The 23,178-nt window shown below is 65.9% G+C and carries 23 protein-coding genes; 16 read left to right on the top strand and 7 right to left on the bottom strand.

The genetic code is table 11. The features are described 5' to 3' along the window. A partial coding sequence (locus tag A2J02_RS08150) for an MMPL family transporter (protein WP_068049102.1) occupies positions 1–2,225 on the top strand: 2,225 nt, incomplete at its 5' end. Positions 2,226–2,343: 118 nt separating this feature from the next. Here the strand turns inward: A2J02_RS08150 and A2J02_RS08145 are convergent. From A2J02_RS08145 to A2J02_RS08135, 3 genes are all read right to left on the bottom strand, one after another. Beyond that, positions 2,344–4,236, bottom strand: a complete 1,893-nt coding sequence (locus A2J02_RS08145) for a DUF2339 domain-containing protein (protein WP_197477971.1) — start codon at positions 4,234–4,236, stop codon at positions 2,344–2,346. Between the two features lie 75 nt (positions 4,237–4,311). After that, the gene (locus A2J02_RS08140; protein ID WP_068049068.1) at positions 4,312–4,962 is read right to left on the bottom strand and encodes a DUF1707 SHOCT-like domain-containing protein; all 651 of its coding nucleotides are present in this window, start codon (positions 4,960–4,962) and stop codon (positions 4,312–4,314) included. Positions 4,963–4,983: 21 nt separating this feature from the next. Further along, positions 4,984–6,096 carry a glycosyltransferase gene (locus tag A2J02_RS08135; protein WP_068049066.1) on the bottom strand — a complete coding sequence of 371 codons (1,113 nt, stop codon included), beginning with the start codon at positions 6,094–6,096 and terminating at the stop codon, positions 4,984–4,986. Between the two features lie 110 nt (positions 6,097–6,206). Here A2J02_RS08135 and A2J02_RS08130 point away from each other — a divergent pair, with 110 nt between their 5' ends. Continuing rightward, a complete protein-coding gene (locus A2J02_RS08130) occupies positions 6,207–6,596 on the top strand; it encodes a MarR family transcriptional regulator (RefSeq protein ID WP_068049094.1) in 390 nt (129 codons plus the stop codon). On the opposite strand, the gene A2J02_RS08125 is transcribed toward A2J02_RS08130, so the two are convergent. From A2J02_RS08125 to A2J02_RS08110, 4 genes are read right to left on the bottom strand one after another with little or no spacing between them, the layout of a single operon-like run. Then, complete coding sequence (locus A2J02_RS08125; protein WP_068049063.1) at positions 6,597–6,818, bottom strand: autophagy-related protein 2; 222 nt, start codon at positions 6,816–6,818, stop codon at positions 6,597–6,599. Between the two features lie 37 nt (positions 6,819–6,855). Then, a complete protein-coding gene (locus A2J02_RS08120; protein WP_197477972.1) occupies positions 6,856–7,482 on the bottom strand; it encodes a response regulator in 627 nt (208 codons plus the stop codon). Positions 7,483–7,511: 29 nt separating this feature from the next. Beyond that, positions 7,512–8,681, bottom strand: a complete 1,170-nt coding sequence (macS, locus tag A2J02_RS08115) for a MacS family sensor histidine kinase (protein WP_068049057.1) — start codon at positions 8,679–8,681, stop codon at positions 7,512–7,514. Then, positions 8,668–9,846: an AI-2E family transporter gene (locus tag A2J02_RS08110; RefSeq protein WP_068049091.1), complete on the bottom strand. Its 1,179-nt coding sequence runs from the start codon at positions 9,844–9,846 to the stop codon at positions 8,668–8,670. Before A2J02_RS08110 ends, macS begins: the two co-directional genes overlap by 14 nt. 142 nt (positions 9,847–9,988) lie before the next feature. Between A2J02_RS08110 and A2J02_RS08105 the strand changes: the two genes are divergently transcribed. The 14 genes from A2J02_RS08105 to A2J02_RS08040 all read left to right on the top strand — a co-directional run bounded on the left by A2J02_RS08105 (position 9,989) and on the right by A2J02_RS08040 (position 23,166). Beyond that, on the top strand, positions 9,989–11,464 hold the full coding sequence (locus tag A2J02_RS08105; RefSeq protein WP_068049088.1) for an adenylate/guanylate cyclase domain-containing protein: 1,476 nt from the start codon (positions 9,989–9,991) through the stop codon (positions 11,462–11,464). 9 nt (positions 11,465–11,473) lie between these two features. Beyond that, entirely contained in the window at positions 11,474–12,628 is a 1,155-nt protein-coding gene (locus A2J02_RS08100) for a TIGR00374 family protein (RefSeq protein ID WP_068049054.1), read from the top strand. 110 nt (positions 12,629–12,738) lie between these two features. Beyond that, entirely contained in the window at positions 12,739–13,290 is a 552-nt protein-coding gene (locus A2J02_RS08095) for a YceI family protein (RefSeq protein WP_068049052.1), read from the top strand. Positions 13,291–13,442: 152 nt separating this feature from the next. Then, the gene (locus A2J02_RS08090) at positions 13,443–13,823 is read left to right on the top strand and encodes a DUF3054 domain-containing protein (RefSeq protein WP_373455117.1); all 381 of its coding nucleotides are present in this window, start codon (positions 13,443–13,445) and stop codon (positions 13,821–13,823) included. Between the two features lie 149 nt (positions 13,824–13,972). Continuing rightward, positions 13,973–15,283, top strand: a complete 1,311-nt coding sequence (gene nhaA, locus A2J02_RS08085; protein WP_068049049.1) for a Na+/H+ antiporter NhaA — start codon at positions 13,973–13,975, stop codon at positions 15,281–15,283. A 42-nt stretch (positions 15,284–15,325) separates the two neighbouring features. Then, a complete protein-coding gene (locus tag A2J02_RS08080; RefSeq protein ID WP_068049046.1) occupies positions 15,326–16,423 on the top strand; it encodes a serine hydrolase domain-containing protein in 1,098 nt (365 codons plus the stop codon). A gap of 66 nt (positions 16,424–16,489) precedes the next feature. Further along, complete coding sequence (locus A2J02_RS08075) at positions 16,490–17,743, top strand: APC family permease (protein WP_068049043.1); 1,254 nt, start codon at positions 16,490–16,492, stop codon at positions 17,741–17,743. 31 nt (positions 17,744–17,774) lie between these two features. Then, positions 17,775–18,140, top strand: a complete 366-nt coding sequence (locus tag A2J02_RS08070) for an ArsR/SmtB family transcription factor (RefSeq protein WP_068049039.1) — start codon at positions 17,775–17,777, stop codon at positions 18,138–18,140. Further along, positions 18,137–19,225 (top strand): ACR3 family arsenite efflux transporter, encoded by a 1,089-nt coding sequence (arsB, locus tag A2J02_RS08065; protein WP_068049037.1) that lies wholly within the window; start codon positions 18,137–18,139, stop codon positions 19,223–19,225. The genes A2J02_RS08070 and arsB overlap by 4 nt, the downstream gene beginning before the upstream one ends. Beyond that, a complete protein-coding gene (locus tag A2J02_RS08060) occupies positions 19,225–19,902 on the top strand; it encodes an arsenate reductase ArsC (protein WP_068049034.1) in 678 nt (225 codons plus the stop codon). Before arsB ends, A2J02_RS08060 begins: the two co-directional genes overlap by 1 nt. 36 nt (positions 19,903–19,938) lie before the next feature. After that, positions 19,939–20,361, top strand: a complete 423-nt coding sequence (locus tag A2J02_RS08055) for an arsenate reductase ArsC (protein WP_068049031.1) — start codon at positions 19,939–19,941, stop codon at positions 20,359–20,361. Continuing rightward, entirely contained in the window at positions 20,358–20,774 is a 417-nt protein-coding gene (locus A2J02_RS08050) for an arsenate-mycothiol transferase ArsC (RefSeq protein WP_068049029.1), read from the top strand. Before A2J02_RS08055 ends, A2J02_RS08050 begins: the two co-directional genes overlap by 4 nt. 5 nt (positions 20,775–20,779) lie before the next feature. Further along, positions 20,780–21,835: an ArsO family NAD(P)H-dependent flavin-containing monooxygenase gene (locus tag A2J02_RS08045; RefSeq protein ID WP_082898698.1), complete on the top strand. Its 1,056-nt coding sequence runs from the start codon at positions 20,780–20,782 to the stop codon at positions 21,833–21,835. After that, positions 21,832–23,166 carry an FAD-dependent oxidoreductase gene (locus tag A2J02_RS08040; RefSeq protein WP_068049022.1) on the top strand — a complete coding sequence of 445 codons (1,335 nt, stop codon included), beginning with the start codon at positions 21,832–21,834 and terminating at the stop codon, positions 23,164–23,166. The genes A2J02_RS08045 and A2J02_RS08040 overlap by 4 nt, the downstream gene beginning before the upstream one ends. Positions 23,167–23,178: the final 12 nt, after the last annotated feature.

Here is a 23,178-nt window from a genome sequence, read left to right as displayed (position 1 = left end):
TCGGTGGTCTGTTGCTGTTCCCGCAGGGCTTCCTCAAATCGGTCGCCTACGGCTCCATCGCCACCGTCGCGCTCGCAGCCCTGACGGCCATCACGATCCTGCCCGCGATGCTCGCCATTCTCGGCCCTCGCGTCGACGCGCTCGGTCTGAAGTTCATGCGCAAGACCAAGTCGAGCGAGGAGATCGAGAACGGCATGTGGGGCCGCCTCACCCGCTGGGTGATGCGCAACCCCGTCAAGGTCACCGTGCCCATCGTGCTCGGCCTGGTGCTCCTGACGCTGCCCGTCGGCAACATCAAGTTCGGCGGTATCAACGAGACCTATCTGCCTCCGGACAACGTGACCCGCGAGGCGCAGGCCGAGTTCGATTCGCTCTTCCCCGGCCAGCGCACCGAGCCGATCAAGCTGGTGATCAGCAACGCACAGGGGCCCAACCTCGCAGCGATCACCAACCAGGCCAACAATGCGCCGGGATTGATCGAGCAGTTCACTCCCAACGGGGCCAGCAAGGACGGCATCATCGTCTTCAAGGCCGGACTGGTCGATCGCAACGACTCCAAGCCCGCCATCGACTTCCTGCGCAGTATCGACGTGCCCGAGGGAGCGTCGGTTCTCGTCGGCGGTACGCCTGCCATCGAGCAGGACTCCATCAGTGCACTCATCGACAAGCTGCCGTTGATGGCCGTGCTCGTGGTGTTCATCGTGACGCTGTTGATGTTCCTGACGTTCGGATCGTTGGTGTTGCCGATCAAGGCGGTGCTCATGACCGTCCTGGGCCTCGGTGCCACCATGGGCATATTGACGTGGATATTCATCGACGGCAACGGGGCGGGGCTGATGAATTTCACCCCTGGTCCGATCATGGCTCCGGTGCTGGTGCTGATCATCTCGATTGTGTTCGGCTTGTCCACGGACTACGAGGTGTTCCTGCTCTCCCGGATGGTCGAAGCACGCGAAAAGGGTGCCAGCACAAGCGAAGCCATCCGCATCGGAACCTCGCATACCGGACGCATCATCACCGCCGCGGCCCTGATCCTCATCGTCGTCACCGGAGCGTTCGCGTTCTCCGACCTGGTGATGATGAAGTACATCGCCTACGGCATGATCGCCGCCCTCATCATCGACGCCACCCTCATCCGCATGTTCCTCGTGCCCGCCACGATGAAACTGCTCGGCGACGACTGCTGGTGGGCCCCGCAGTGGATGAAGCGAATCCAGCAGAAACTCGGACTCGGCGAGACCATCCTCGAGGACGAGCTTCTCCCCATGGAAGACGTGCCCGAGCTCGCGCTCGCAGGCGGTGCACCGTCGAGTACCGTCGCGCCGCCGATGCGCCCGGCACCGCGCCGCAACGAGCCGCTCACCGAGCCCATTCCGGTGGGCGCACCGCATGGTGGGGGTCCCATTCGGGCGACCCACGCCGCGAAGGAAGAATCCCGACGCAGTGTGACGGGACGTCCGGCAACCCCACCGGAGCCGACCCGTGCGGCACCGACCACACCTCCGGCACCGGCTGCGCGCCCGACTCCTCCCCAGGGCCAGACTCCTACCCAGGCCCAGACTCCTCCCCGGGCCCAGGCTGCTCCGCAGGACCGACCCGCTGCTCGGCCCGCCCCGAGCCGGCCGGTGGCACCGCGCCCGACCGTCGAGCCGGAGCCGACCCAGGCAGCAGAGATCGTCCGGCCCGCACCGCCGGTCAACCCGGTGGCTGCTCCCCCGTCGGCGGAGCCGCCTCGTGCACCGAGCGCACCGCGTCCGACCGTCGAGCCGCCGAGCCGAACCCGTGCTGCTCGCGCACCTCGCGCGGAGGAACCGGATTCGCGTTCCATCGAGAGCTGGCTCGCCGACCTGCGAGCACCCAGCGCATCACCGCCCCCGAGCACACCGCGCAACGGCTCGACCGCGAACGGTACGAACCACAACGGTTCGACTGCGAACGGCTCGGACCACAGGGGTGACGACGAGAGCAGCTCGCCGCAGAACGGTTCCGAACGCAACGGGCACAGCGGCGTCGAGTCCGAACGCAACGGCACCGAGCCGAACGGCACCGAACGCAACGGCAGCAACGGGTCCGCGTCGAGCGAGACACCGTCCGAGAAGCCGTCGGGCCGTCGGGCCGCACCGACCGCCGAGGGCGGCGACAGCGGTCGTCATCGCGGCGGGGAGAACGGACACGTTCTCAGCGTCAGTGAACTACTCGCGCGCGAGCGCAACCGTTCACGCTGACCCCGATGTGATTGGGGCGAAACAACTCCCGAGAACTCCTGACCCCACCCCCGCACCGCGTCAATGAACCACTGCACCGTCGAGACGCATGCAGTGGTCCATTGACGCAGCAGGGGGATCAGCGGGAAACTGCCGCACTTTCTCGGTCCGCGAACACCTTGGCGTATCGGGTACCGGCGATCAAGAGCAGCAATCCCACGGCGATGAAGGCGATGACTCGGAAGAGTCCGTCCAGAGCGACGAGGTCGAACAGAAACAGTTTCGCGATGGCTGCGGCGGTCAAGGACAGTCCGGCCAGCAGGGCCAGATGAGCGTGGGTGACGCTGCGCAGCCCGAAGGCCAGTAGCGCGAAGGCTGCGATCATCCACTCGATGGTTGCCGCGGTGTGGCCTGCGGTGAATCCTGTTGTTTCGCCGCCGATTCCGATGCCGAGGGTCACCGTTGCCGTCGTCAAGCCGTACAGGGCAAGTACGCCGGAGACGATGCCGAGGGTCTGCAGTCCGTCGTCGACCAGTTTCAGTTCGGCCAGCACGTAGACGAAAGCGAGTGCCGTTGCAGCGAGGAGGATTCCACCGAGAGAGATACCGACACTGCCGACGGCTAGATCGGAGTCGAGCAGCGCCTGCGGCGGGCTGACCGAGACGAACATCAACGTACCGATCACGCCGAATCCGCTGCCGATCGAGTATGCGAGAGTCGAGCGGGTGCTGTGGGCCACCGCGATCAGAGCCGAGGCGACTGCGAACATCACGACCGGGCGAATCTCGAGGGTCGTCGACTCGACTGCGGCCTGCAGCGTCGCCAGGGCTCCGACCACCGCGACGGTGATGCGAGCGTGCCCCGGCAACCAGTTCACCAGAATCACGATCGCCAGAGCCGCAGCAGCAAGAACCAACTGGAGGGCGACGGTGGCCCCGCGATCGAAAACGTCGGCGGAGACCAGCACGGGCAGAGACGTGAGAGCGATCATCACGGTGGCGACCACATCGGAGACGTTGCGGCGCAACAACTCCAATGACGTGCCGATGCCGAGGAGGGCTACCGCCACGACGACCAGGAACAGCCGGAGGTCGCCGGTGGATCCGGACAGATCGGCACTCGCGATGGCAGCCAGTACCGCGCCGACGAGCGGTACGGTCCGAACGGCCTGCAGAAGTTGCCAATTCCGACCGATCTGCGCCGGGAAACTCGAGACGTAGGTGGCGACGAGGAACGCGATCAAGGTCAGGGTCAGGCCGTCGGTCAGCACCGGTCCGCACACTGCGACACCGGCGAGGATCAGCACCGCCATCGGCTGCGACTTCCACTGCACTGCGAGTGCCGTTCCGGCTGCGGCAATTCCGAATGCGGTGATCAGACCGAGCACGGGATCGAGCCAGCCGTACAGGACGGATGTCGCGAGTACATCGAGATACAGGCCCGCGATGCCGGTGGCGGCGAGGGCGATCCCGCCGACGCGTCCACCCGAGCGACCGAAGACACGGACGCCCGCACCGATCAGCGCGAGTGAGAACACTGCGCCCGCCGCGACCCTCAGCGGAGGGCCGAACCACCCGGCCTGGGCGGCGAGAACGAGCAGCATCACGACACCGACGAGAGTGACGCCTGCGCCGGCGACAGCCAGCAGGCGGCTGATGACACCGTCACGCTGCCACCACGGTTCCCGCGGTGGAGCCGGGGGCCTGGGTGCGACGACCGGTCCCCTCGGCGGCGTGGGGTAGGGCGGGGCAGGCTGGGGCCGAACCATCTGCTGTCCCATCGGCTGACGGACAGCTTGGCCGAACGGCTGACCGTAGGGCTGCGGGGGCAACGACGGTGGCGCCACCGGCGGCGGAACGGCAGGGGCTGGAGCAGGGGCCTGACGAGGAGCGGCACCCGCGGCACCGAGTTGCGACTGCAGTGTCTGCAGATCGACGGCCACCTGGCGCATGTGGTCGCCCAGGGAATCGAAGCGGCTGGACAGTCGCGCGACGAGTTGCGGATCCAGCCCGGAGTTCTGGGAAGAAGTCATGGGTTCGATCCTGCGACCGTCGCGGCCGAAAAGCGTGAGTAGTGCTACTCGGATTCCTCGAGTAGAAGCGCCTCTCTAGCCGAACATGCGGCGGAACGAGCTACCGAACGGATGCTTGGCGGTCACCGAGCCCAGGCGGACCTTGCCCGAGACCACGAGGTGCAGTGGCCCGTACGGCGGGCCGGTGCGGACCTTGTTGGTGGCGCTGCCCGCCACCGTGTCGACACCGTTGAGATCGACGGTCGCCTCGGTCGGCACGATCAGGGTCACGGTGCTGCAGTAGTCGTCGACGTGTATTTCGACCACCTGGGTGGACATGACTGCCTGGGTGAAGTCGAGTGTCACCGTGGACATGCGGGTGGCGAGGCGCAGGTTCGACGGCACGTTCCACGGGCCCTTGCGGGTGATGGTGGACATGGTGCCGCGCAGTGTGTCCGACGCGCCGCTGCCGTGCCCCCAGTGCTCCTGAACGACGCGGCGCGGGGTCGGTTGCGGGGTGGGCGCGGCGAAGGCTCTCGGTGCCGGGCGATGTTCCTCGGCGATCTGCATCCCGGGCAGGTCGGCGAGAACAGAGTTCAGTTCACCGCGGGTCTTCGACGCCAATGCGGTGTCCATTCGCTCGGTGAACTCACCGAGCGAGAGCATGCCCTGGCCCACGGCGCGCTGCAGCAGCTCTCCGACGTGCTCGCGTTCGGCATCGGACACTCGTAGATCCCTTGCCTCCATGTGATCAGGGTAGCGAAGATCTCACGCTGCGCGACCGCCCAGGACGGAGAGCATTCCGGACACCGACGCGGGCCATCCGAACTGTTCGGCGCGCAACCTGGCGGCGATGCGGCGGCCGTCGACCGGCAATTCGAGTACTCGTTCTATCTCGGCGGCGAATCCGTCTGCGGTGTTCTCGGAGGATCCACCGCAGTGCGGGGTGACGATCTGCGCCAGCGCCGAGGTCTCGGAGACGACGACGGGCGTACCTGCGGCGAGCGATTCCAACGCGGCGAGCCCGAATGTCTCGTGCGGTCCCGGCGCGAGAGCGATGTCCGCGGAAGCCAGCAGGGCTGCGACGGCCGCTCTGCCGTCGACGAACCCGAGGAATTCGACGGGTAGACCGCGGGCGCGTCGTTCGAGGCCGGCTCGGCGGGGGCCGTCGCCGGCGATGACGAGCCGTGCCCGCATTCCCGAATCACAGAGTGCAGCAAGCGAATCGATGCTTCTCTCGACGTGTTTCTCCACCGACAGTCGGCCGCAGTGCACGAGCAGCCGGTCGGCGCTGCCCAGCCATGCGGACCGTTCGCCGGCAATGCGGCGACGCGGATGGAAGAGGTCGAGATCCACACCGAGCGGTACCCGTTGCACGTTCCGAACGCCGATGCGCTCGAACTCCTGTTGCGCGAACTCGGTGGTGCACACGACGGCGTCGTACTGTTCGGCGGTACGCCGGTTGGCCAGATCGGCCAACGGACGGGCGCAGCGCATCGGCATCGTCTGGGCGAGCAGTCGGTCCAGGCGTTCGTGGGAGATCATCACGCTCCGTACGTCTCGACGCGCTGCCCAGCCGCCCATGCCGCGCAGCGTCAGACGGTCCGATACCTCGATCACGTCGGGCCGCAGTCCGGCTGCCACCGAGGACACCCGGCGCGGGTCGGCCACTCGATACCCACCGGTGAGCGGGATCTGCGGTGCAGGCACCTCGATGCGCACCACTCCCGACGGCAGAAGCGTCTCGCTCCGTCGATCTCCCGGCACGATCAGAATCACCTCGTGGCCGCTCGCGACGTACCCCGATCCGAGCTGGTCGACGGCCGTCCGCAATCCCCCGGACCTCGGTCCGTAGAAGTTGGCGAGTTGGACGATGCGCACTCGACCAGTCTTCCCAGCGACAAGTCCGCCCGACGGCGCGGCGATGGATGGTGACCGAACCTTCGCGGAATTTCTGTGTGGGGATCGCTACCAACGGGTAGGTGGAACAGATGCGAGTGACACTGCAATCCACCGGTAACGCCCCCGCCGCCGAGGTCTGGGAGCGCTACATGGAACCGACGGCCTGGAGAACCTGGGCACCGCAGATCATCGGCGTCGAGTACCGCGGCGAGCGGCTGGACGCCGACACCACCGGCCGAGTACTGGGGCCGTTGGGCGTGCCGATCGACTTCCGGGTGCATTCGGTCGACGAGCAGTCGTGGACGTGGGCGTGGTCGGCGTGGTTCCAGAACCAGGCCATCGGGGTCGACCTGACGCACGGCGTGGTCTCACGCCCCAGCGGCACCAGGGCGTGGCTGACGATCGACGGCCCACTGCCGCTGGTTCTGCCGTACGTGCCGGTCGCCAAGTTCGCGCTCGGCAGGTTGTGCGCCCAGTAGCTACTCGGACCGTGTGACGGTCTTCTCGTCCGACTTGTCGGCGACGTCGGTCGGCTCGGGCGTCGGTAGCGAAGAATCCTCACCCGACCCGTCCAGATGGCCGTCGAATTCGTCGATCGCCTCGTCACGCTCGTCGCCGGTCTGATCGAGATCGGCGTCGACACCCTTCGAGTGCTTCGCCGGGTCGACGGTGGTGTCCACTGATTTTTCGTTGTCGGTCATGGGATGCAGAGTGCCCCTGAGCTACCGACGCAAACCCTCACAGCCCTTTTTCGATGACGTATCGGGTCAGTTCGACGCGGTTGGCCAGTTGCAATTTTCGCAGGGTCGCCTGGACGTGATTTTCGACGGTGCGATGGCTCAGCGTCAGTCGGGTCGCAATCTGCTTGGCGCTCAGACCCTTTGCGACCAGGCGTAGCACTTCGGTTTCGCGGTCGGTCAGCGTCGGACGGGTGTCGGATTCCGGTTGCGGCGACGACGACATCCGCCGGAACTCTCCGAGCACCAGGCCCGCGAGGCCGGGAGTGAACACCGCCTGCCCGGCCGACGTGGCGCGGACCGCGTCGAACAGTTCCTCGGCCGATGCACTCTTGACCAGGTAACCAGTCGCTCCCGCCTTGATGGCGTCGAGCACGTCGTTGCGTTCCGCGGACGCCGAGAGCACGAGGATTCTCGTCTGCGGCGATGCCTCCAGGACGGCGAAGGTGGCGTCGGCTCCGTTGCCGTCCGGCAGATGCATGTCCATCAGCACGACGTCGGGAGTGGTGGCTCGCGCGCGGCGGCCGGCAGCGGCGACACCGTCTGCCGTGGCGACAACCCTGAATCCGGCAGCGTCGAGATCTCGGGCGACGCCGTCGCGCCACATCGGGTGATCGTCGACGACCATCACCGCGATGTCGGCATTCGTGTCCTCGGTCATCGAAGTCCCTTCGTTCGAGGAATGCGGATCTCCCATTCGGTTCCCTCGCCCTCCTCGGTGTCGAGTATCGCAGTACCCCCGAGAGATTCGACGCGGCCGAGTATCGATTTCGAGACGCCCATCCGGCCTTCCGCTTCGGCGGCGGCGAGCCGTCCGGCCGGGATTCCGCGGCCGTCGTCGCGAATGCTGACGATCAATTCCCCGTCGACGTCCTCGAGCAGCACGTAGGCCTTCGCATCGGCACCGGCGTGCAGCTCGACGTTGGACAGTGCGGTCGCCACGACAGCGGCGAGCTCCTCGGCGACGTCGGAGTCGACGAGCACCGGATCGGCCGGAGTCGAGACAGCCACTGAGGAACCCGCCTGAGTTCGCAGCAGCGCCCGCACGTCGACGATCGAATCGGCGTGATCGCCACGCGGAGCCGCCTGTTCCGAGATCAGCACCCGCAGAGCGACCTCCTGCTCGCCGGCCAGCTCGGCGAGTTCGGCTGCCGGCCCGCCTATTTCGAGCCCGCGCCGTCGCACCAGAGCCAGTACCTGCAACACTCCGTCGTGCACCTGCCGCGCCAGCCGTTCCCGCTCTTCGGTGATTGCCGCCGACCGTGCTGCCCGACGCAGTTCTTCGTGGGCCCGCCGGGCGGTGTTCGACGCCATCCCCAGCGCCAGTCCGGCCGAGAGCAGCACCGGGGCGGTGGCGTCGGACCAGAGGTCGGAGTCGAAGCGGTCGCGGACGAGTGCGCTGACCACCGACATCGCCACTCCCGACGCGATCCCGCCCTTGGGGCCCAACAGGATTGCGGCGGAGATGACCGCGTTGGTGGCCCACAGTGTGGTCGGCAATGTTTGCCGGGTGCTGTACCAGTCGTAATCGGCCACCAGCCGTGTCGACGCCATCAGGGCGACGACGATGATCTGATCGGCGAGTACCACCTGCCAGCGCGGAAGCGATGCGCGCGCGAGCATCAGAGCCGACGCCCCCGACCACACGGCCATCGACGCCACCAACATCCAGCTCAACCGCGGATTGGTGTAGTTGTCGACGGTGGCCACCTGGTAGCCGACGGCGTAGACGAGGGTGACCAGCCGAAAGACCTGGGAGGCACGCCACAGCGGGGTGTCGGGATCGGACGAGGTGAGCGTGGTCCCGACCCGATCAGCCGTCTGCATCGGTCTTCTTGTTCGGAGTCTTCAACTTTCCCTTGGGGAGTCGCTCCGGCTCGTCGCTTCCGGGAGGAGTGTGCGGGTCGCTCGGCTCGGCGGAGTACAGCGGGTCGGGCACCTCGAGTTCCTCGTAGACCTCGTCCGGGTCGGCGGCCAGCAGCGACCGCACAGCGGTGTTGAGGACGGCGACGATCGGTACGGCCAGCAGGCCTCCGACGATGCCCGCGAGCAGAATGCCGACGGTGATGGACAGGACTACCGCCAGCGGGTGCAGCCGCACGGCACGGCCCAGCAGGAGTGGTTGCAGCACATGGCCTTCGAGCTGCATGACGGCCACCACGATGCCGAGGGTGATGACCGCGGTGATCAGGCCCTTGGTGACGAGTGCGATGAACACCGCGACGAATCCGGTCAGCACCGCACCGATGATCGGTATGAACGCGCCGATGAACACCAACGAGGCCAACGGAAGTGCCAGTGGTACACCGAGAATGGCCAGCCCGGCTCCGATGCCGATGGCATCGGCGGCCGCGACGGCAACCGTCGCCCGGACGTATCCCACCAGCGACCCGAAGCCCTGGATGCCCGCGGTGCGGATTCTTCTGCGGGCCGCGGTCGGTGCCAGCCGGGTGACGAACTGCCAGATCTGATCTCCGCCGTACAGGAAGAAGATGAGGACGAAGAGTGTGAGCAACGCGCCGGTGAGTATCTCGCCGATCACCGCCGCAGTTGTCAGCGCTCCGCTGGTTACGGCCTCCTGATTGTCCTGAACGACCTTCACGAGGCTGTCCGTGGCCTGCCTGATCTGATCCTCGCTGATGTGCAGCGGGCCGTTGCTTAGCCATTCCTCGATGCCGTTGATGGACTGGGTGAACTGATCACCCACCTGCGGTAGGCCCTCGATGAACTGCTCGACGATGAAGGTCATGATGCCGGCGACGACACCGATGCTGGCGATGATCACGACGATCACCGCGACGGCGCGTGGCACTCCGCGTCGGTGCATCCAATCGACGACGGGAACGAGCATCGCCGACGCCAGGAGCGCAAGACCGAGCGGAATGACGACGGTGCTGAGTTTGGCCACCACCAGGCAGAACGTGATGAATCCGGCAAACAGGACAAGCAGTCGCCATGTCCATTCCGCGCCGACCCGCACCAGCGGATGCACCGAATCCGCAGCCGAACCGGGGCCCGGGGACGCCCCCGTACCTTGCGCCCGCAACTCGTCGGTGCTCACCCGCTAAATTTAACCCGTGCTGGCATCTTTCCGAGCGGTCTCGCTCACCCTGAAGAGTCGCTGGCCGCTCTATATGCTCTCGATGCTCATCGCCAACGTCTTCGGTGCGGTACTCGTGTTCGCCTTCGTGCGATACGGCCTGCCCATCCCCGAATCGCAATCGATCGTCGCCGACCGCGTCCGCAACGTGTACATCTTCGGGGCGTACCTCCTGGTGGCCTTGGTCGTCAGCCTGATCTACGCGTACTTCCTCCTGCGCTCGGTGATCCGGTGGCAGCTCCGCGGTGGCCCACCCACCCGCAAGGAGCAGATGACGACGCTGCACGCGCCGCTGCGTCAGGCGATCGTTCACCTCATTCTGTGGATCATCGGCGGCATCATCTTCGTGCTGTTGACCATCGCGGAGATGCCGTCGTTGTCCATCGCCGTCATCGTCACCGTCGGTATGGCGGCCACCGTGACGTTCGGATTCACCTACATGCTCGGCGAGCGCATCCTGCGACCGGTCGCGGCCCTGGCGTTGAGCGAGGGCAGATTCGACCGCACGATGACCCCCGGCGTCGGTACCCGCATGGCGATGACCTGGGGCCTGGGCACCTTGATGCCCGTCATCGGCATCATTCTGCTGTGCGCCACGCAGCTGACCACCGATCTGGTGTTCTCCCCCAACGCGCTCGCCGTGGCCATCATCCTGCTCAGCGTGCTGGCCATCGTGCAGGCATTCGTACTCTCGATGCTGACCGCGAGCCAGATCTCCGACCCGATCAGTCAGCTGCACAGCGCCATCGAGCGAGTTCAGCGCGGCGAGACCGATGTCGAGGTCGACGTGTTCGACGGTTCCGAGATCGGACGCCTACAGGTGGGCTTCAACCGCATGATGGAGGAATCGGCAGAACGACGCGTCCTACGAGAGTTGTTCGGCCAGCACGTCGGTGAGGACGTGGCGCGTCGGGCATTGCAGTTCGGAACCGAGCTCGGCGGCGAGACACGATTCGTCGCAGTGCTGTTCGTCGACATGGTCGGCTCCACCGCCACCGCCTCCGAGCGCCCACCGAGCGAGGTCGTGGTGTTGCTCAACGAGTTCTTCCGGGTGGTCGTCGACGTCGTCGGACGCCATCACGGGTTCGTCAACAAATTCATGGGCGACGCGGCCCTCGCGATCTTCGGTGCCCCACTGGATCGTCCCGACGCGCCGACCGCCGCGCTCGCCGCCGCGCGTGAACTGCGATTCGCGTTGGACGAGATCACCGGCCTCGACATCGGCATCGGCGTATCGGCAGGACTGGCCGTCGCAGGCAACATCGGTGCGTCGGAGCGCTTCGAGTACACGGTCATCGGAGACCCGGTCAACGAGGCGTCGCGACTGACCGAGCTGGCAAAACTGCGTCCCGGACGCGTCCTGGCGTCGACCTCGGCCCTGTACTTCGCCGACGACGAGGAACAGGAACAGTGGGAGCTGGGAGACCAGGTACAACTACGTGGTCGACGACGTGCCACCCATCTGGCCTGGCCGGTGGAGTATCCCGACTCCTCTTCCAGCGACGGTTAGTCTGACAGGGTGCCCGACCCGAGCTCCACCAGCGGACCCGCAGTACGGCGTCCGCGCAACCGACTCCGGTGGGTCAAGTGGATCGCCGGAATCGCCCTGGTGGCCCTGCTGGTGGGCGAGGCGATCTACCTCTGGCCGCGGCTGCACGAATCCTGGACCGCCGTCCGCGAAATCCACTGGGGTTGGCTGGCGGCCTGCGTCTTCGCCCAGGCCGTGTCGCTGAGTGCATTCGGCCGAGTGCAGAAGCAACTGCTCGATGCAGGCGGTGTGAAGGTACGCCAACGCAAGTCCGTGTCCGTCATCTACGGCAGCACCGCAATGGCGCTCACCCTCCCCGCAGGCCAGGTGTTCTCCACCGCGTTCACCTACCGCGAGACCCGCCGCTGGGGTGCGAGCCCGGTCGTCGCGTCGTGGCAACTGGCCATCTCGGGCGTGATCGCCGCTGCCGGTCTTGCCGTCCTCGGCGTGGCAGGCGGACTGGTGGTCGGAAGTTCGTTCAACACCTTCACGCTGGTTCTGCCGATCGCCGGTGTCATCGCGATCGTCGTCGCCGTTCGCTACATCTCGAACCATCCGCAGTCGATCAAGAACATCGCGCGCTGGGGACTGCGTCGATACAACGCGTTCCGCAACCACGAGCTCGACGCCGGTGCCGAGGGCATCGACAAGATCATCGGTCAGATCCAGTCCGTCCAACTCGGCAAGCGCGACGGCGCGCTCACTCTGTCGTGGTCCGCCGTGCATCGACTCGCCGACGTCGCCTGCCTGGCGTTCGCATGCTTCGCCGTCGGCGCGGATCCCCGGTTGTCGGGATTGCTGATCGCGTTCGCTGCGGGCAAGGCCGTGGGATCGGTTCCTCTCGCACCCGGCGGCCTGGTGGTGGTCGACGCGACCCTCATCGCGTTCCTCACCAGTGCTGCCTCGATCAGCGCATCGCAGGCCGTGGCCTCGGCGTTGGTGTATCGCGGCGTGAGCTTCATTCTCGTCGCCATCGTCGGATGGATCGTGTTCCTCGTGCTGTTCCGGGGGCATCAGCACGCCGATCTGGAATTCGACATCGCGCTGGAACAGCAGGAGACCGCAGCGCTCGAGCAGCAGGAGACCGCCGAGCTGCGGCGCACCGAGGGCATCCGCGACACCAAGGGCGATCCGGAACCCGCGTAGCTACCCCGCGCGGTATGGCGTCCGTCACTTCCTGTTCATCCGGAATATATACGGACCCCGGTCCGCTTGTGTACTATGAGTTTGAACCTTCAACCCATCTAGGAGTCCTCATGACCACCGCCATCGCACTGCCCGAGCTCACCGCAGGCACCTGGGCCATCGACGCAACCCACTCCACCGTCGGATTCACCGTCCGCCACCTTGTCGTCAGCAAGGTCCGTGGCCGCTTCCAGAACTTCAGCGGCACCATCACCGTCGACGCCGACGGCACCCCGTCCGTCGACGCCGAGATCGACGTCGCGTCCATCACCACCGACAACGCGCAGCGCGACGGCCACCTCAAGACCGCCGACTTCTTCGAGGTCGAGAAGTTCCCCACCGCGACGTTCAAGTCCACCTCGGTCAAGGCCGACGGCGGAGACTTCGTCGTCACCGGCGACTTCACCCTCCACGGCGTCACCAACTCCATCGACCTGAAGCTCGAGTTCAACGGCGTCAACGCCGGCATGGGCAACGGACCGGTCGCCGGCTTCGAGGCCAGCACCGTCATCAACCGCAAGGACTTCGGCATCAGCATCGACATGCCCCTCGAGGGTGGCGGCGCTGTCGTCGGCGACAAGATCACGCTGAACCTCGAAATCGAAGCGGGCCTGCAGGCGTAATCCCGCCCCGCATCACCCCTCCCCCGCCGGATCAATGCGACTTCGTTGCAGTCCAACTGACTGAAACCCACATTGATCCGCCCTGGGTGGACCCGCGAAAGGCCCGCACCGCAATCGTCGGTGCGGGTCTTTCGCCGTCGGTGTCTACAGTGGTGCGCGTGAAGTTTCGTTCTCCCGTAGTTGCCGGCGTCCTCGATCTGGCCATGGTTCTGCTGTTCGCCGCGATCGGTCGGCGCAGTCACGCCGAGGCCACCGCACTGTCCGGCCTGTTCCACACCGCCTGGCCGTTCGTCGTCGGTGCCGCCATCGGCTGGGTCGTCGCGTTTGCGCTGTACCGCAACAAGTTCGACGCTTTTCTCATCGTTCCGACGGGCATCGTCGTGTGGGTGATGACGGTTGTCGTGGGCATGGTGCTGCGTGCACTGACCGGGCAGGGAACAGCCGGGTCGTTCATCGTCGTGGCAACGCTGGCCACGGCAGTTCTGCTACTGGGCTGGCGTGCACTGGCGAAATTCGTGCCGAGCGTTCGTTGACGCCGAGTTCGTCGGGAACGGCCTCGACGCGATAGGATGATCCACGGTGCGCCGGGAAGTCTGGTCGGCAACAACTCTGTGCTGCGTACCCACTGTCTGATATTCGGTCGGTTCGCAGCTCGACGAAGCTACCGAAAGGCGTTCTCTCCGTGACAGATTCATCAACCCCGAAAACGCGATTGCCGCTGTTCTCCCGGGGCTCCTGGTCCGAGGCAGATCGCGTCGCACAGATCCTCCGCAAGGAGACCGTCGGTGGCGCACTGCTCCTCGTCGCCACCCTCATCGCCTTGGTCTGGGCCAACTCACCGTGGTCCGCTGCCTACGACTCGCTGATGAGCACCCGCGTCGGACCGTCGGCGCTGCATCTCGATCTGACGCTCTCGACGTGGGCCGCCGACGGACTGTTGGCCATCTTCTTCTTCGTCGTCGGACTCGAACTGAAGCGAGAATTCGTCGCAGGCGATCTCCGCGATCCCGCACGTGCGGCCCTTCCTGTCGCCGCGGCGATCGGCGGAATGGCAGTTCCGGCAGTCATTTTCGTGCTGATCAACCTCGGCACCGGAGACGGCGCACTGCTCGGTTGGGCAATCCCCACCGCGACCGACATCGCGTTCGCCGTTGCCGTGCTCGCCGTGATCAGCACCCACCTGCCGACCGCGCTGCGTACCTTCCTACTGACGTTGGCTGTGGTCGACGACCTCCTGGCCGTCAGTGTCATCGCCATCTTCTACACCGACGACATCAACTTCATCGCGCTCGGCCTGACACTGATTCCGCTCGCCCTGTTCGCGGTGGCCGTACAGATGCGCGTCCGCTCGTGGTGGATTCTCATCCCGCTGGCGGTCGTGACCTGGGTACTCATGCACGAGTCCGGCGTTCACGCCACCGTCGCGGGCGTGCTGCTCGGCTTCGCTGTTCCCGTGATGCGCAGCAAGGCCAACGGTGGTCCCGAAGCGGGCCCCGGCCTCGCCGAGCACTTCGAGCACAAGATTCGGCCGATCTCGGCGGGCATCGCGGTGCCCCTCTTCGCATTCTGCGCGGCCGGTGTGACCGTCGGCGGATTCTCCGGCCTGGCCAGCGCACTGACCGATCCGATCGCCATCGGCATCATCGCCGGCCTCGTCATCGGTAAGGCCATCGGCATCTTCGGCACCACCTACCTCGTATCCCGTTTCACCCGGGCGACGTTGGACGCCGGACTGAAATGGCTCGACGTCCTGGGCGTCTCGATGCTCGCGGGTATCGGATTCACCGTCTCGCTGCTGATCGGCGACCTTGCCTTCGGCGAGGGAACTCAGCGCGACGACCACGTCAAGGTCGGCGTCCTCACCGGTTCGATCATCGCGGCATCGTTGGCCGCCATCATCCTGCGCAGCCGCAACAAGGCCTACCGCGACATCCACACCGAAGAGACCCGCGACGACGACCACGACGGCATCCCGGACGTGTATCAAAAGTAGCCAGCGCTGGAATCCGGACCGCTGCGGTGACACGATGAGTCCGTGAGCGAGACCGTGCGCGAACTGTTGACCCGGCACATCGACGCTGGACTGATGCCGGGGGCAACGGCGCTCCTGGGTGGCCCCGATGCGGAACCCGTCGCGGTCGGGTCATCGGCGGTCGGCGGTCCACCGATGGCGGTCGACGCACTGGTCCGGATTCAGTCGATGACCAAGATCGTCACCGGCGTGGCCGCCCTGCGGCTCGTGGAGGCGGGCCGGCTGACGCTCGACGACGACGTCGTACCCTGGCTTCCCGAACTCGCCGACCGCCCTGTGCTCACCCGTCCCGACGCTGCACTCGACGACACCGTTCCGCAGGACCGGCCGATCACGTTGCGGCACTTGCTCACCAACACCAGTGGGTACGGAATTCAGATGGGAGATACCCCGCTTGCTCGGGCGATGCGGGCCAACGCCACGGAGGCCGGCCCCGCGCCGTCTCCGCTCGGCGCAAACGAGTGGTTGGCACGCATGGCGGATCTTCCGCTGACTTTTCAGCCCGGTACCGGGTGGCGCTACCACCACGGCTTCGCGATCCTCGGCATCCTCGTCTCTCGTATCGTCGGCCGGTCTCTGCAGGATCATCTCCGCGACGACCTGTTCGGGCCGCTCGACATGCCCGACACCGGACTGTGGGTACCCACCGACCGATGCCATCGCCTGACGGCGGCCTACCGGTACGAGGACGGGTCGTTGATCGAAACCGAACCCGCCGCGGGCGGACCCTGTGCGGGACCGCCCCCAGTCGACGTGAGTCACGGCGAGCTGGTGTCGACCGCGACCGATTTTCACCGCTTTCTCCGTGCGATCCCGACGTCCGTGTCGACCGAGCACCTGGAGCTGATGACACACGACCAGGTGCCCGCGTCGATCAAGACCGACGAGAGTTTCTACCCGGGCTTCTGGCCGGGTACGGGGTGGGGATTCGGCGTCTCGGTCGTCACCGAAGGAGAGCACCTCGGCCGTTACGGATGGTCCGGCGGGCAGGGCACCGACTTCTTCGTCGACCCGGACGGGACGGTCGGCATCCTGCTGACGCAGACCGAATTGTGCGAGGCCACCTTCGCGCTGCTGTCGGAGTTCCAGGAACTGCGCTGACAGGATCGACGCCGAGTCGAGTGCAGCACCTACAGTTGTCGCCGTGATCGACGATCGGTTCCCGGCATGACGAATCCGCCATCGCTCAGCCGTCGACTCGGGCTGTTCGACGCCATCGCCATCGGTGTCGGTTCGATGGTCGGAGCCGGGGTGTTCGCGGCGTTCGCTCCCGCATCGGCCGTCGCGGGCGCGGGTCTGCTGATCGGTCTCGCCATCGCCGCGGTCGTCGCGTTCTGCAACGCCACCTCGTCGGCTCAACTCGCCGCGCAGTATCCGACGTCGGGCGGAACGTACATCTACGGCCGAGAGCGGCTCGGCGAGTGGCCCGGCTTTCTGGCCGGGTGGAGCTTCGTAATCGGCAAAACCGCCAGCTCCGCAGCCATGGCGCTGGTGTTCGCGGCCTACGTCGCACCTGTCGGGTACACGAAAGTCGTTGCTGTGCTTGCCATCGTTGCGTTGACGGCAGTGATCTACTTCGGCATCACCCGCACGGCCGTGCTGACGAAGATTCTGGTCGCCGCCGTGCTCACCGTGCTCGTCGTGGGTGTCGTCCTGGGACTCACGGGCTCGATCGAGCCGAACGTCGCCGGGCTCGGCTCGTTCGCCGACAGTGGGTGGTACGGAATTCTGCAGTCGGCCGGCCTGTTGTTCTTCGCCTTCGCCGGCTACGCGCGCATTGCCACCCTGGGCGAGGAGGTCGTCCGGCCCGAGCGCACCATTCCGCGCGCCATCGTCTCCGCCCTGGGTATCGCACTACTGGTCTATGCGGTGATTGCACTGATCCTGTTGTCGGTACTGGGCTCCGACTCACTGGCGTCGTCGTCGGCTCCTCTGGTCGATCTGGTTGTGGCATCCGGACATTCGTGGGCGTCACCGCTGATGCGCATCGGCGCGGCGTTGGCCGCGCTGGGAGCCCTCCTCGCGCTGATCGCAGGCATCGGCCGCACGTCGCTGGCAATGGCCCGCCACGACGACCTGCCGTCGTATCTGACCGCGGTCCATCCCCGCTACTCGGTTCCGCATCGCGCCGAGTTCACTCTGGCAGTGATCGTCTGCGTCCTCGTTCTCGTCGTCGATCTGCGCAATGCCATCGGCTTCTCGTCGTTCGGGGTGTTGCTGTACTACCTGGTTGCGAACCTGAGCGCCCATACCCAGGACACCGAGAACCGGCGGTACCCCAAGGTTCTGCAGATCGTCGGCAGTATCGGCTGCGTCGTCTTGATTGCGACGCTGCCCGCCACCTCCATTGCCGTCGGAACCGTCGTGGTCGTGCTCGGTGTCGCCTACCGACTGATCCGCGTTCGGCAACTGTTCACTTGACGGCTGGTTCGATGAACGTCAATATAGACGCATGTCGAACCAAGACCGGTCGTCCGTCGACGGCGAGTGCTGCTCGCCGCTGATCCACGAACCCCTGACCGAGGATTGGGCCGGAGATCTGGCCCGGATGTTCAAGGCACTGGGAGATCCAGTCCGCCTGCGTCTGCTCAGCCTCGTTGCCAGCCATGCAGGCGGCGAAGCGTGTGTCTGCGATATCTCCCCCGCATTCGAATTGTCGCAGCCCACCATCTCCCATCACCTCAAGGTGTTGCGCGAGGCGGGGCTGCTCGATTGCGAACGACGCGGCACCTGGGTCTACTACTCGGTCGTTCCCGCTGCGCTGCAGCAACTGTCGGCAGTGCTGAACGCTGCGGAGTCAACGGAGGTCATGGCATGAGTACGACGACCGATACCGCCGTAGTCGGCAAGCTCTCCACCCTCGACCGGTTCCTGCCCGTATGGATCGGCGTGGCCATGGTCGTCGGCCTGATCCTCGGACGCATGATCCCCGGTCTGAACGACGCACTGTCGTCCATCTCCATCGACGGCGTGTCGCTCCCGATCGCCATCGGCCTGCTGATCATGATGTACCCGGTGCTGGCCAAGGTGCGCTACGACCGCCTCGACACCGTCACCGGCGACAAGCGACTACTGATCGGGTCGCTGGTCCTCAACTGGATCCTCGGTCCGGCCCTGATGTTCGCTCTCGCATGGCTTTTCCTGCCGGATCTACCCGAATACCGCACCGGGCTCATCATCGTCGGTCTGGCCCGATGCATCGCGATGGTCATCATCTGGAACGACCTCGCCTGCGGCGACCGAGAAGCCGCCGCGGTTCTGGTAGCGATCAACTCGGTGTTCCAGGTCTTCATGTTCGCCATCCTCGGATGGTTCTACCTGTCGGTCCTGCCCGGCTGGCTCGGGTTGGAACAGACGACCATCGAAGCCTCGCCCTGGCAGATCGCGAAATCGGTGCTGATCTTCCTCGGAATCCCGCTGATTGCGGGATTCGCCTCGCGCTTCTTCGGTGAACGCGCCAAGGGCCGCGAGTGGTACGAGGAGAAGTTCATCCCCAGGATCGCCCCGTGGGCGCTCTACGGCCTGCTGTTCACCATCGTCATTCTCTTTGCGCTGCAGGGTGATCAGATCACGTCACAGCCCTTCGACGTGGTGCGTATCGCGCTGCCTCTACTGGTGTACTTCGCGGTGATGTGGGGCGGCGGCTACGCCCTCGGTGCCGCGATGGGTCTGGGCTACGAGCGCACCACCACCCTCGCGTTCACCGCTGCAGGCAACAATTTCGAGCTCGCCATCGCCGTCGCGATCGCGACCTACGGCGCGACATCCGGGCAGGCACTCGCCGGAGTCGTCGGACCACTCATCGAGGTGCCGGTACTGGTCGGCCTCGTCTACGTCTCGCTCGCACTGCGTAAACGCTTCGCCCCGAGTTCGTCCGCGACCACAGCGACAAAGGAGTCCTGATGTCCGACAACCTTTCTCCCAGCAGCCACCGCGCCCAGCCCGAACTGTTGATGCCCCAAGCAATTCTCTCGCGCACCGCAGAGAGACTCGCTGCGGAATACGAGGGCATCTTCTCCACCCAAACCGTCGAGCGTTACGTCTTCGAGTCCTACACCGCACTGCGTCGAACCTCGAAGATTCACACGCACCTGACCACTCTGGCCGGCAAGTTCGCCGCGGACCGTCTCACTGCACTCGCCCAATCACAGGGTGACGCACCGAAACTCGTGCCCGAGGTGCTGTTCATCTGCGTCCACAATGCCGGACGCTCCCAGATGGCCGCGGCCTTGCTCGAACACCACGCACGGGGACTGGTCCACGTCCGATCCGCGGGCTCGGCCCCGACCTACGAAATCAACCCGATCGTCGTGCAGGCGATGGAAGAACTCGACATCGACCTGGGCAGCGAATTCCCCAAGCCGTTGACCGACGACGTCGTCGCCGCCGCAGATGTCGTGGTGTCCATGGGATGCGGCGATGCGTGCGCGGTCTACCCCGGCAAGCGCTACCTGGACTGGCAACTGACCGACCCCGACGGCAAATCCATCGACGAAGTGCGTCGCATCCGCGATGATCTCGACGCGCGTGTCCGCCAACTGCTCACCGAGCTGACCACCACCACCACCGTACCGGCCTGAGGCATCGGCCTCCGCGCTCGAAAGGCATACGACTCCATGTCCGACACACCCAGTGTTCTCTTTGTCTGCGTCCACAACGCCGGTCGATCTCAGATGGCCGCCGGTTTTCTGTCCCACCTCGCCGGCGATACCGTCGAAGTGCGTTCTGCCGGTAGCGCACCCGCAGAGACCATCAATTCCGCGGCGGTCGAGGCCATGGCCGAGGTCGGCATCGACATCTCGTCGCAGTCTCCGAAGATCCTCACACCCGAGGCCGTCGAGACATCCGACGTCGTCATCACCATGGGCTGCGGCGACGCCTGCCCGGTGTTCCCCGGAGTGAGTTACCGCGATTGGGCACTGGCCGATCCGGCGGGCAAAGGCGTCGAGGCGGTGCGGCCGATTCGCGACGAGATCAGAGGCCGAATCGAGGACCTGATCGCCGAACTGGTTCCGGCAAAGCAGAGTTCCGCGTCATGACGACACCCAGCGTGCTGTTCGTCTGCGTCAAGAACGGCGGCAAGTCTCAGATGGCCGCCGGTCTGATGCGTAAGGCGGCGGGCGGTTCGGTGGAGGTGCACTCGGCCGGAACGAAACCGGGAGGTGCCGTCAACGCACTGTCGGCCGAGTCTCTTCTCGAAGTCGGCGTCGACCTGTCGGGCGAAGCACCCAAGCCGATCGATCCCGATCTGCTCGCCCGCATGGACTACGTCGTCACCCTCGGCAGCGAGGCACATGTGGAACCAGTGGACGGTCCGACGTTCGAGAACTGGAACACCGACGAGCCGTCCGAGCGCGGTATCGACGGCATCGAACGCATGCGTCTGGTCCGCGACGATATTGCCGCTCGCGTCGAGGAACTCGCATCTCGCATGCGCGGCACCGACGCTTGACTCGAATGAAGTACGACGTGGTGGTGATCGGCGGCGGTCAGGCAGGACTGGCCGCCGGCTACTACCTGCGACGAGCCGGGCTCGACTTCGTCGTTCTCGACGACCAAACGCATGCCGGAGGGTCCTGGCAGGACTACTGGCCGTCGCTGCACCTGTTCTCACCGGCGGAGTACTCGAGACTTCCCGGCTGGCCGATGCCTCCGTGGCACAACGGTTTCCCACCCGCGTCTCATGTGGTCGACTACTTGCGAGCGTACGAGAAGAAGTACGAACTGCCGGTGCACCGGCCCATCCGGGTTACGGCCGTGCAGCGGGTCCCGGGCGGCTACCGAGTCGACACAGATGGTGAGTCGTACACCGCCACAGCAGTCGTCAACGCGACGGGAACATGGTCTCGGCCCTTCTGGCCGAGCTACCCGGGCATGCGTGAATTCGATGGGACCCAACTGCATGCCGCCGACTACCGCACACCGGATCGATTCGCGGGCAAGCGAGTAGGAATCGTCGGGGGCGGAAACTCGGCTGCTCAGATACTTGCCGAGATCTCCACCGTCGCCGACACCTACTGGTACACCAGCCGCGAACCTCAGTTCCTGCCCGACGACGTCGATGGGCGCGTGCTGTTCGATGTCGCCAGCGACCGCGCCCGAGCGCTGGCAGCGGGTGACTCCGATACCGGCGGGGTCGCAGGCTTGGGTGACATCGTCATGGTCCCGCCGGTGAAGGAGGCCGGGGATCGCGGCGTCCTGCAGGCCCGGCCGATGTTCACGGCGATCACAACCGACGGCGTGACGGACGGGCACACGACGGAGAAACTGGATGCGATCGTCTGGTGCACCGGCTTTCGGCCCGCGCTGCGGCATCTGCAGCCGCTGCACCTGCACACCGACGGACCTCGGATCACGTTGGAAGACAATCATATTCACGACGAGTCGACCCTTATGTTCCTGGGGTACGGCGACTGGACCGGACCGGCATCGGCAACGCTCATCGGCGTCGGCCGTACCGCACGCGCAGCAGTGAACACTCTCGCTCGACGAGGAAAGGTAGATCAGTCATGAACGAATACCCCGTAGTAGTGATCGGCGCAGGACCCATCGGTCTCGCCGCCGCAGCACATCTCACCGAAACCGGCTCTGCCGTCGTCGTTCTCGAACGCGGGCCGTCCGCGGGCGCGGCAGTGTCCGAATGGAACCACGTGCGATTGTTCTCCCCGTGGTCCGAGATAGTGGACCCCGCTGCCGCACGGTTGCTCGAGCCGACCGGCTGGACCGCACCGGACGGCGATACCTACGCCACCGGTCGCGAATGGGTGGAGCGGTACCTCGCGCCCCTCGCCGCTGTCCTCGGAGACGCTGTTCGAGTCGATTCCGAAGTGGTCGGCGTAGCCCGCCGTGGACGCGACCGCGTCGTCGACGCCGGCCGCGACACCGAGCCGCTGTCCGTGCACATCCGGCATTCCGACGGCAGCGAGGAACGTGTTCTCGCCCGCGCGGTCGTCGACGCGTCGGGCACCTGGGGATCGCCGAATCCACTGGGTAGCGAGGGGCTTGCGGCCGTCGGCGAGAAGTTCTCCGCCGACAGAATCGACTACCGGGTCCCCGACCTGACCGATCCGGCGATTCGCGCCCAGTTCGCGGGCAAGCACACGGTCATCGCAGGCAGCGGCCACTCCGCCCTGACCGCCATCATCACCTTCGCCGAACTCGCGGCCGATGAACCGGGAACGACGCTCACCTGGGCCGTGCGCCGAGGCGTCACCGCAGACGTGTTCGGCGGCGGCGAAGCCGACGAACTCGCCGCCCGCGGCGCTCTGGGGCAACGCGCCAAGAAAGCCGTCGACGACGGCTTCCTCACCGTGCAATCCGGATTCCGCACCGAAACCGTTGCGGTCGAGGGTGATCGGATGACCCTCGTCGGCGATACCGGCGCTCGCATCGGAAATGTCGATCGCGTGGTCGCACTCACCGGCTTCCGACCGGATCTGTCGTGGTTGTCCGAGGTTCGCCTCGATCTCGATCCCACCCTGCAGGCACCCAAGTTCGTCGCCGAATTGGTGGACCCCAACATGCATTCGTGCGGATCGGTGTCACCGCACGGAGTCGAAGAACTCACCCAACCCGAGCCCGGCTTCTACCTGGTGGGTATGAAGAGCTACGGCCGCGCGCCGACGTTCCTCGCAATGACCGGATACGAGCAGGTTCGCAGCATCGCAGCCGAACTCGCCGGAGACCACGAGGGCGCACGAAAGGTCGAGCTGACACTGCCCGACACCGGCGTCTGCGGCGGCGCGGGCCTGTTCGACGAGCCCGACGCCCCGTCGAGCGGCGGTTGCTGCGGTGCCCCTGCTGCGCCGGAGTTGATCACTCTCGGCGCACCGTCGCGCAAGTAGCGAACAGGTGAC

Source organism: Rhodococcus sp. EPR-147 (genome assembly GCF_001647185.1).
In the GTDB taxonomy this organism is placed as follows: domain Bacteria; phylum Actinomycetota; class Actinomycetes; order Mycobacteriales; family Mycobacteriaceae; genus Rhodococcoides.
The sequence above is the reverse complement of the archived record's forward strand: the minus strand, read 5'-3'. Positions and strand labels throughout refer to the sequence as shown.

Coding starts and splice junctions, on each gene's coding strand:
- A2J02_RS08095 (WP_068049052.1), top strand. CDS start 12,739: ATGACCACCGCCATCGCACTGCCCGAGCTCACCGCAGGCACCTGGGCC.
- A2J02_RS08070 (WP_068049039.1), top strand. CDS start 17,775: ATGTCGAACCAAGACCGGTCGTCCGTCGACGGCGAGTGCTGCTCGCCG.
- macS (WP_068049057.1), bottom strand. CDS start 8,681: ATGCAGACGGCTGATCGGGTCGGGACCACGCTCACCTCGTCCGATCCC.
- A2J02_RS08075 (WP_068049043.1), top strand. CDS start 16,490: ATGACGAATCCGCCATCGCTCAGCCGTCGACTCGGGCTGTTCGACGCC.
- arsB (WP_068049037.1), top strand. CDS start 18,137: ATGAGTACGACGACCGATACCGCCGTAGTCGGCAAGCTCTCCACCCTC.
- A2J02_RS08050 (WP_068049029.1), top strand. CDS start 20,358: ATGACGACACCCAGCGTGCTGTTCGTCTGCGTCAAGAACGGCGGCAAG.
- A2J02_RS08120 (WP_197477972.1), bottom strand. CDS start 7,482: ATGGTCGTCGACGATCACCCGATGTGGCGCGACGGCGTCGCCCGAGAT.
- A2J02_RS08060 (WP_068049034.1), top strand. CDS start 19,225: ATGTCCGACAACCTTTCTCCCAGCAGCCACCGCGCCCAGCCCGAACTG.
- A2J02_RS08105 (WP_068049088.1), top strand. CDS start 9,989: ATGCTCTCGATGCTCATCGCCAACGTCTTCGGTGCGGTACTCGTGTTC.
- A2J02_RS08130 (WP_068049094.1), top strand. CDS start 6,207: ATGCGAGTGACACTGCAATCCACCGGTAACGCCCCCGCCGCCGAGGTC.
- A2J02_RS08040 (WP_068049022.1), top strand. CDS start 21,832: ATGAACGAATACCCCGTAGTAGTGATCGGCGCAGGACCCATCGGTCTC.
- A2J02_RS08145 (WP_197477971.1), bottom strand. CDS start 4,236: ATGACTTCTTCCCAGAACTCCGGGCTGGATCCGCAACTCGTCGCGCGA.
- A2J02_RS08140 (WP_068049068.1), bottom strand. CDS start 4,962: ATGGAGGCAAGGGATCTACGAGTGTCCGATGCCGAACGCGAGCACGTC.
- A2J02_RS08125 (WP_068049063.1), bottom strand. CDS start 6,818: ATGACCGACAACGAAAAATCAGTGGACACCACCGTCGACCCGGCGAAG.
- A2J02_RS08045 (WP_082898698.1), top strand. CDS start 20,780: ATGAAGTACGACGTGGTGGTGATCGGCGGCGGTCAGGCAGGACTGGCC.
- A2J02_RS08055 (WP_068049031.1), top strand. CDS start 19,939: ATGTCCGACACACCCAGTGTTCTCTTTGTCTGCGTCCACAACGCCGGT.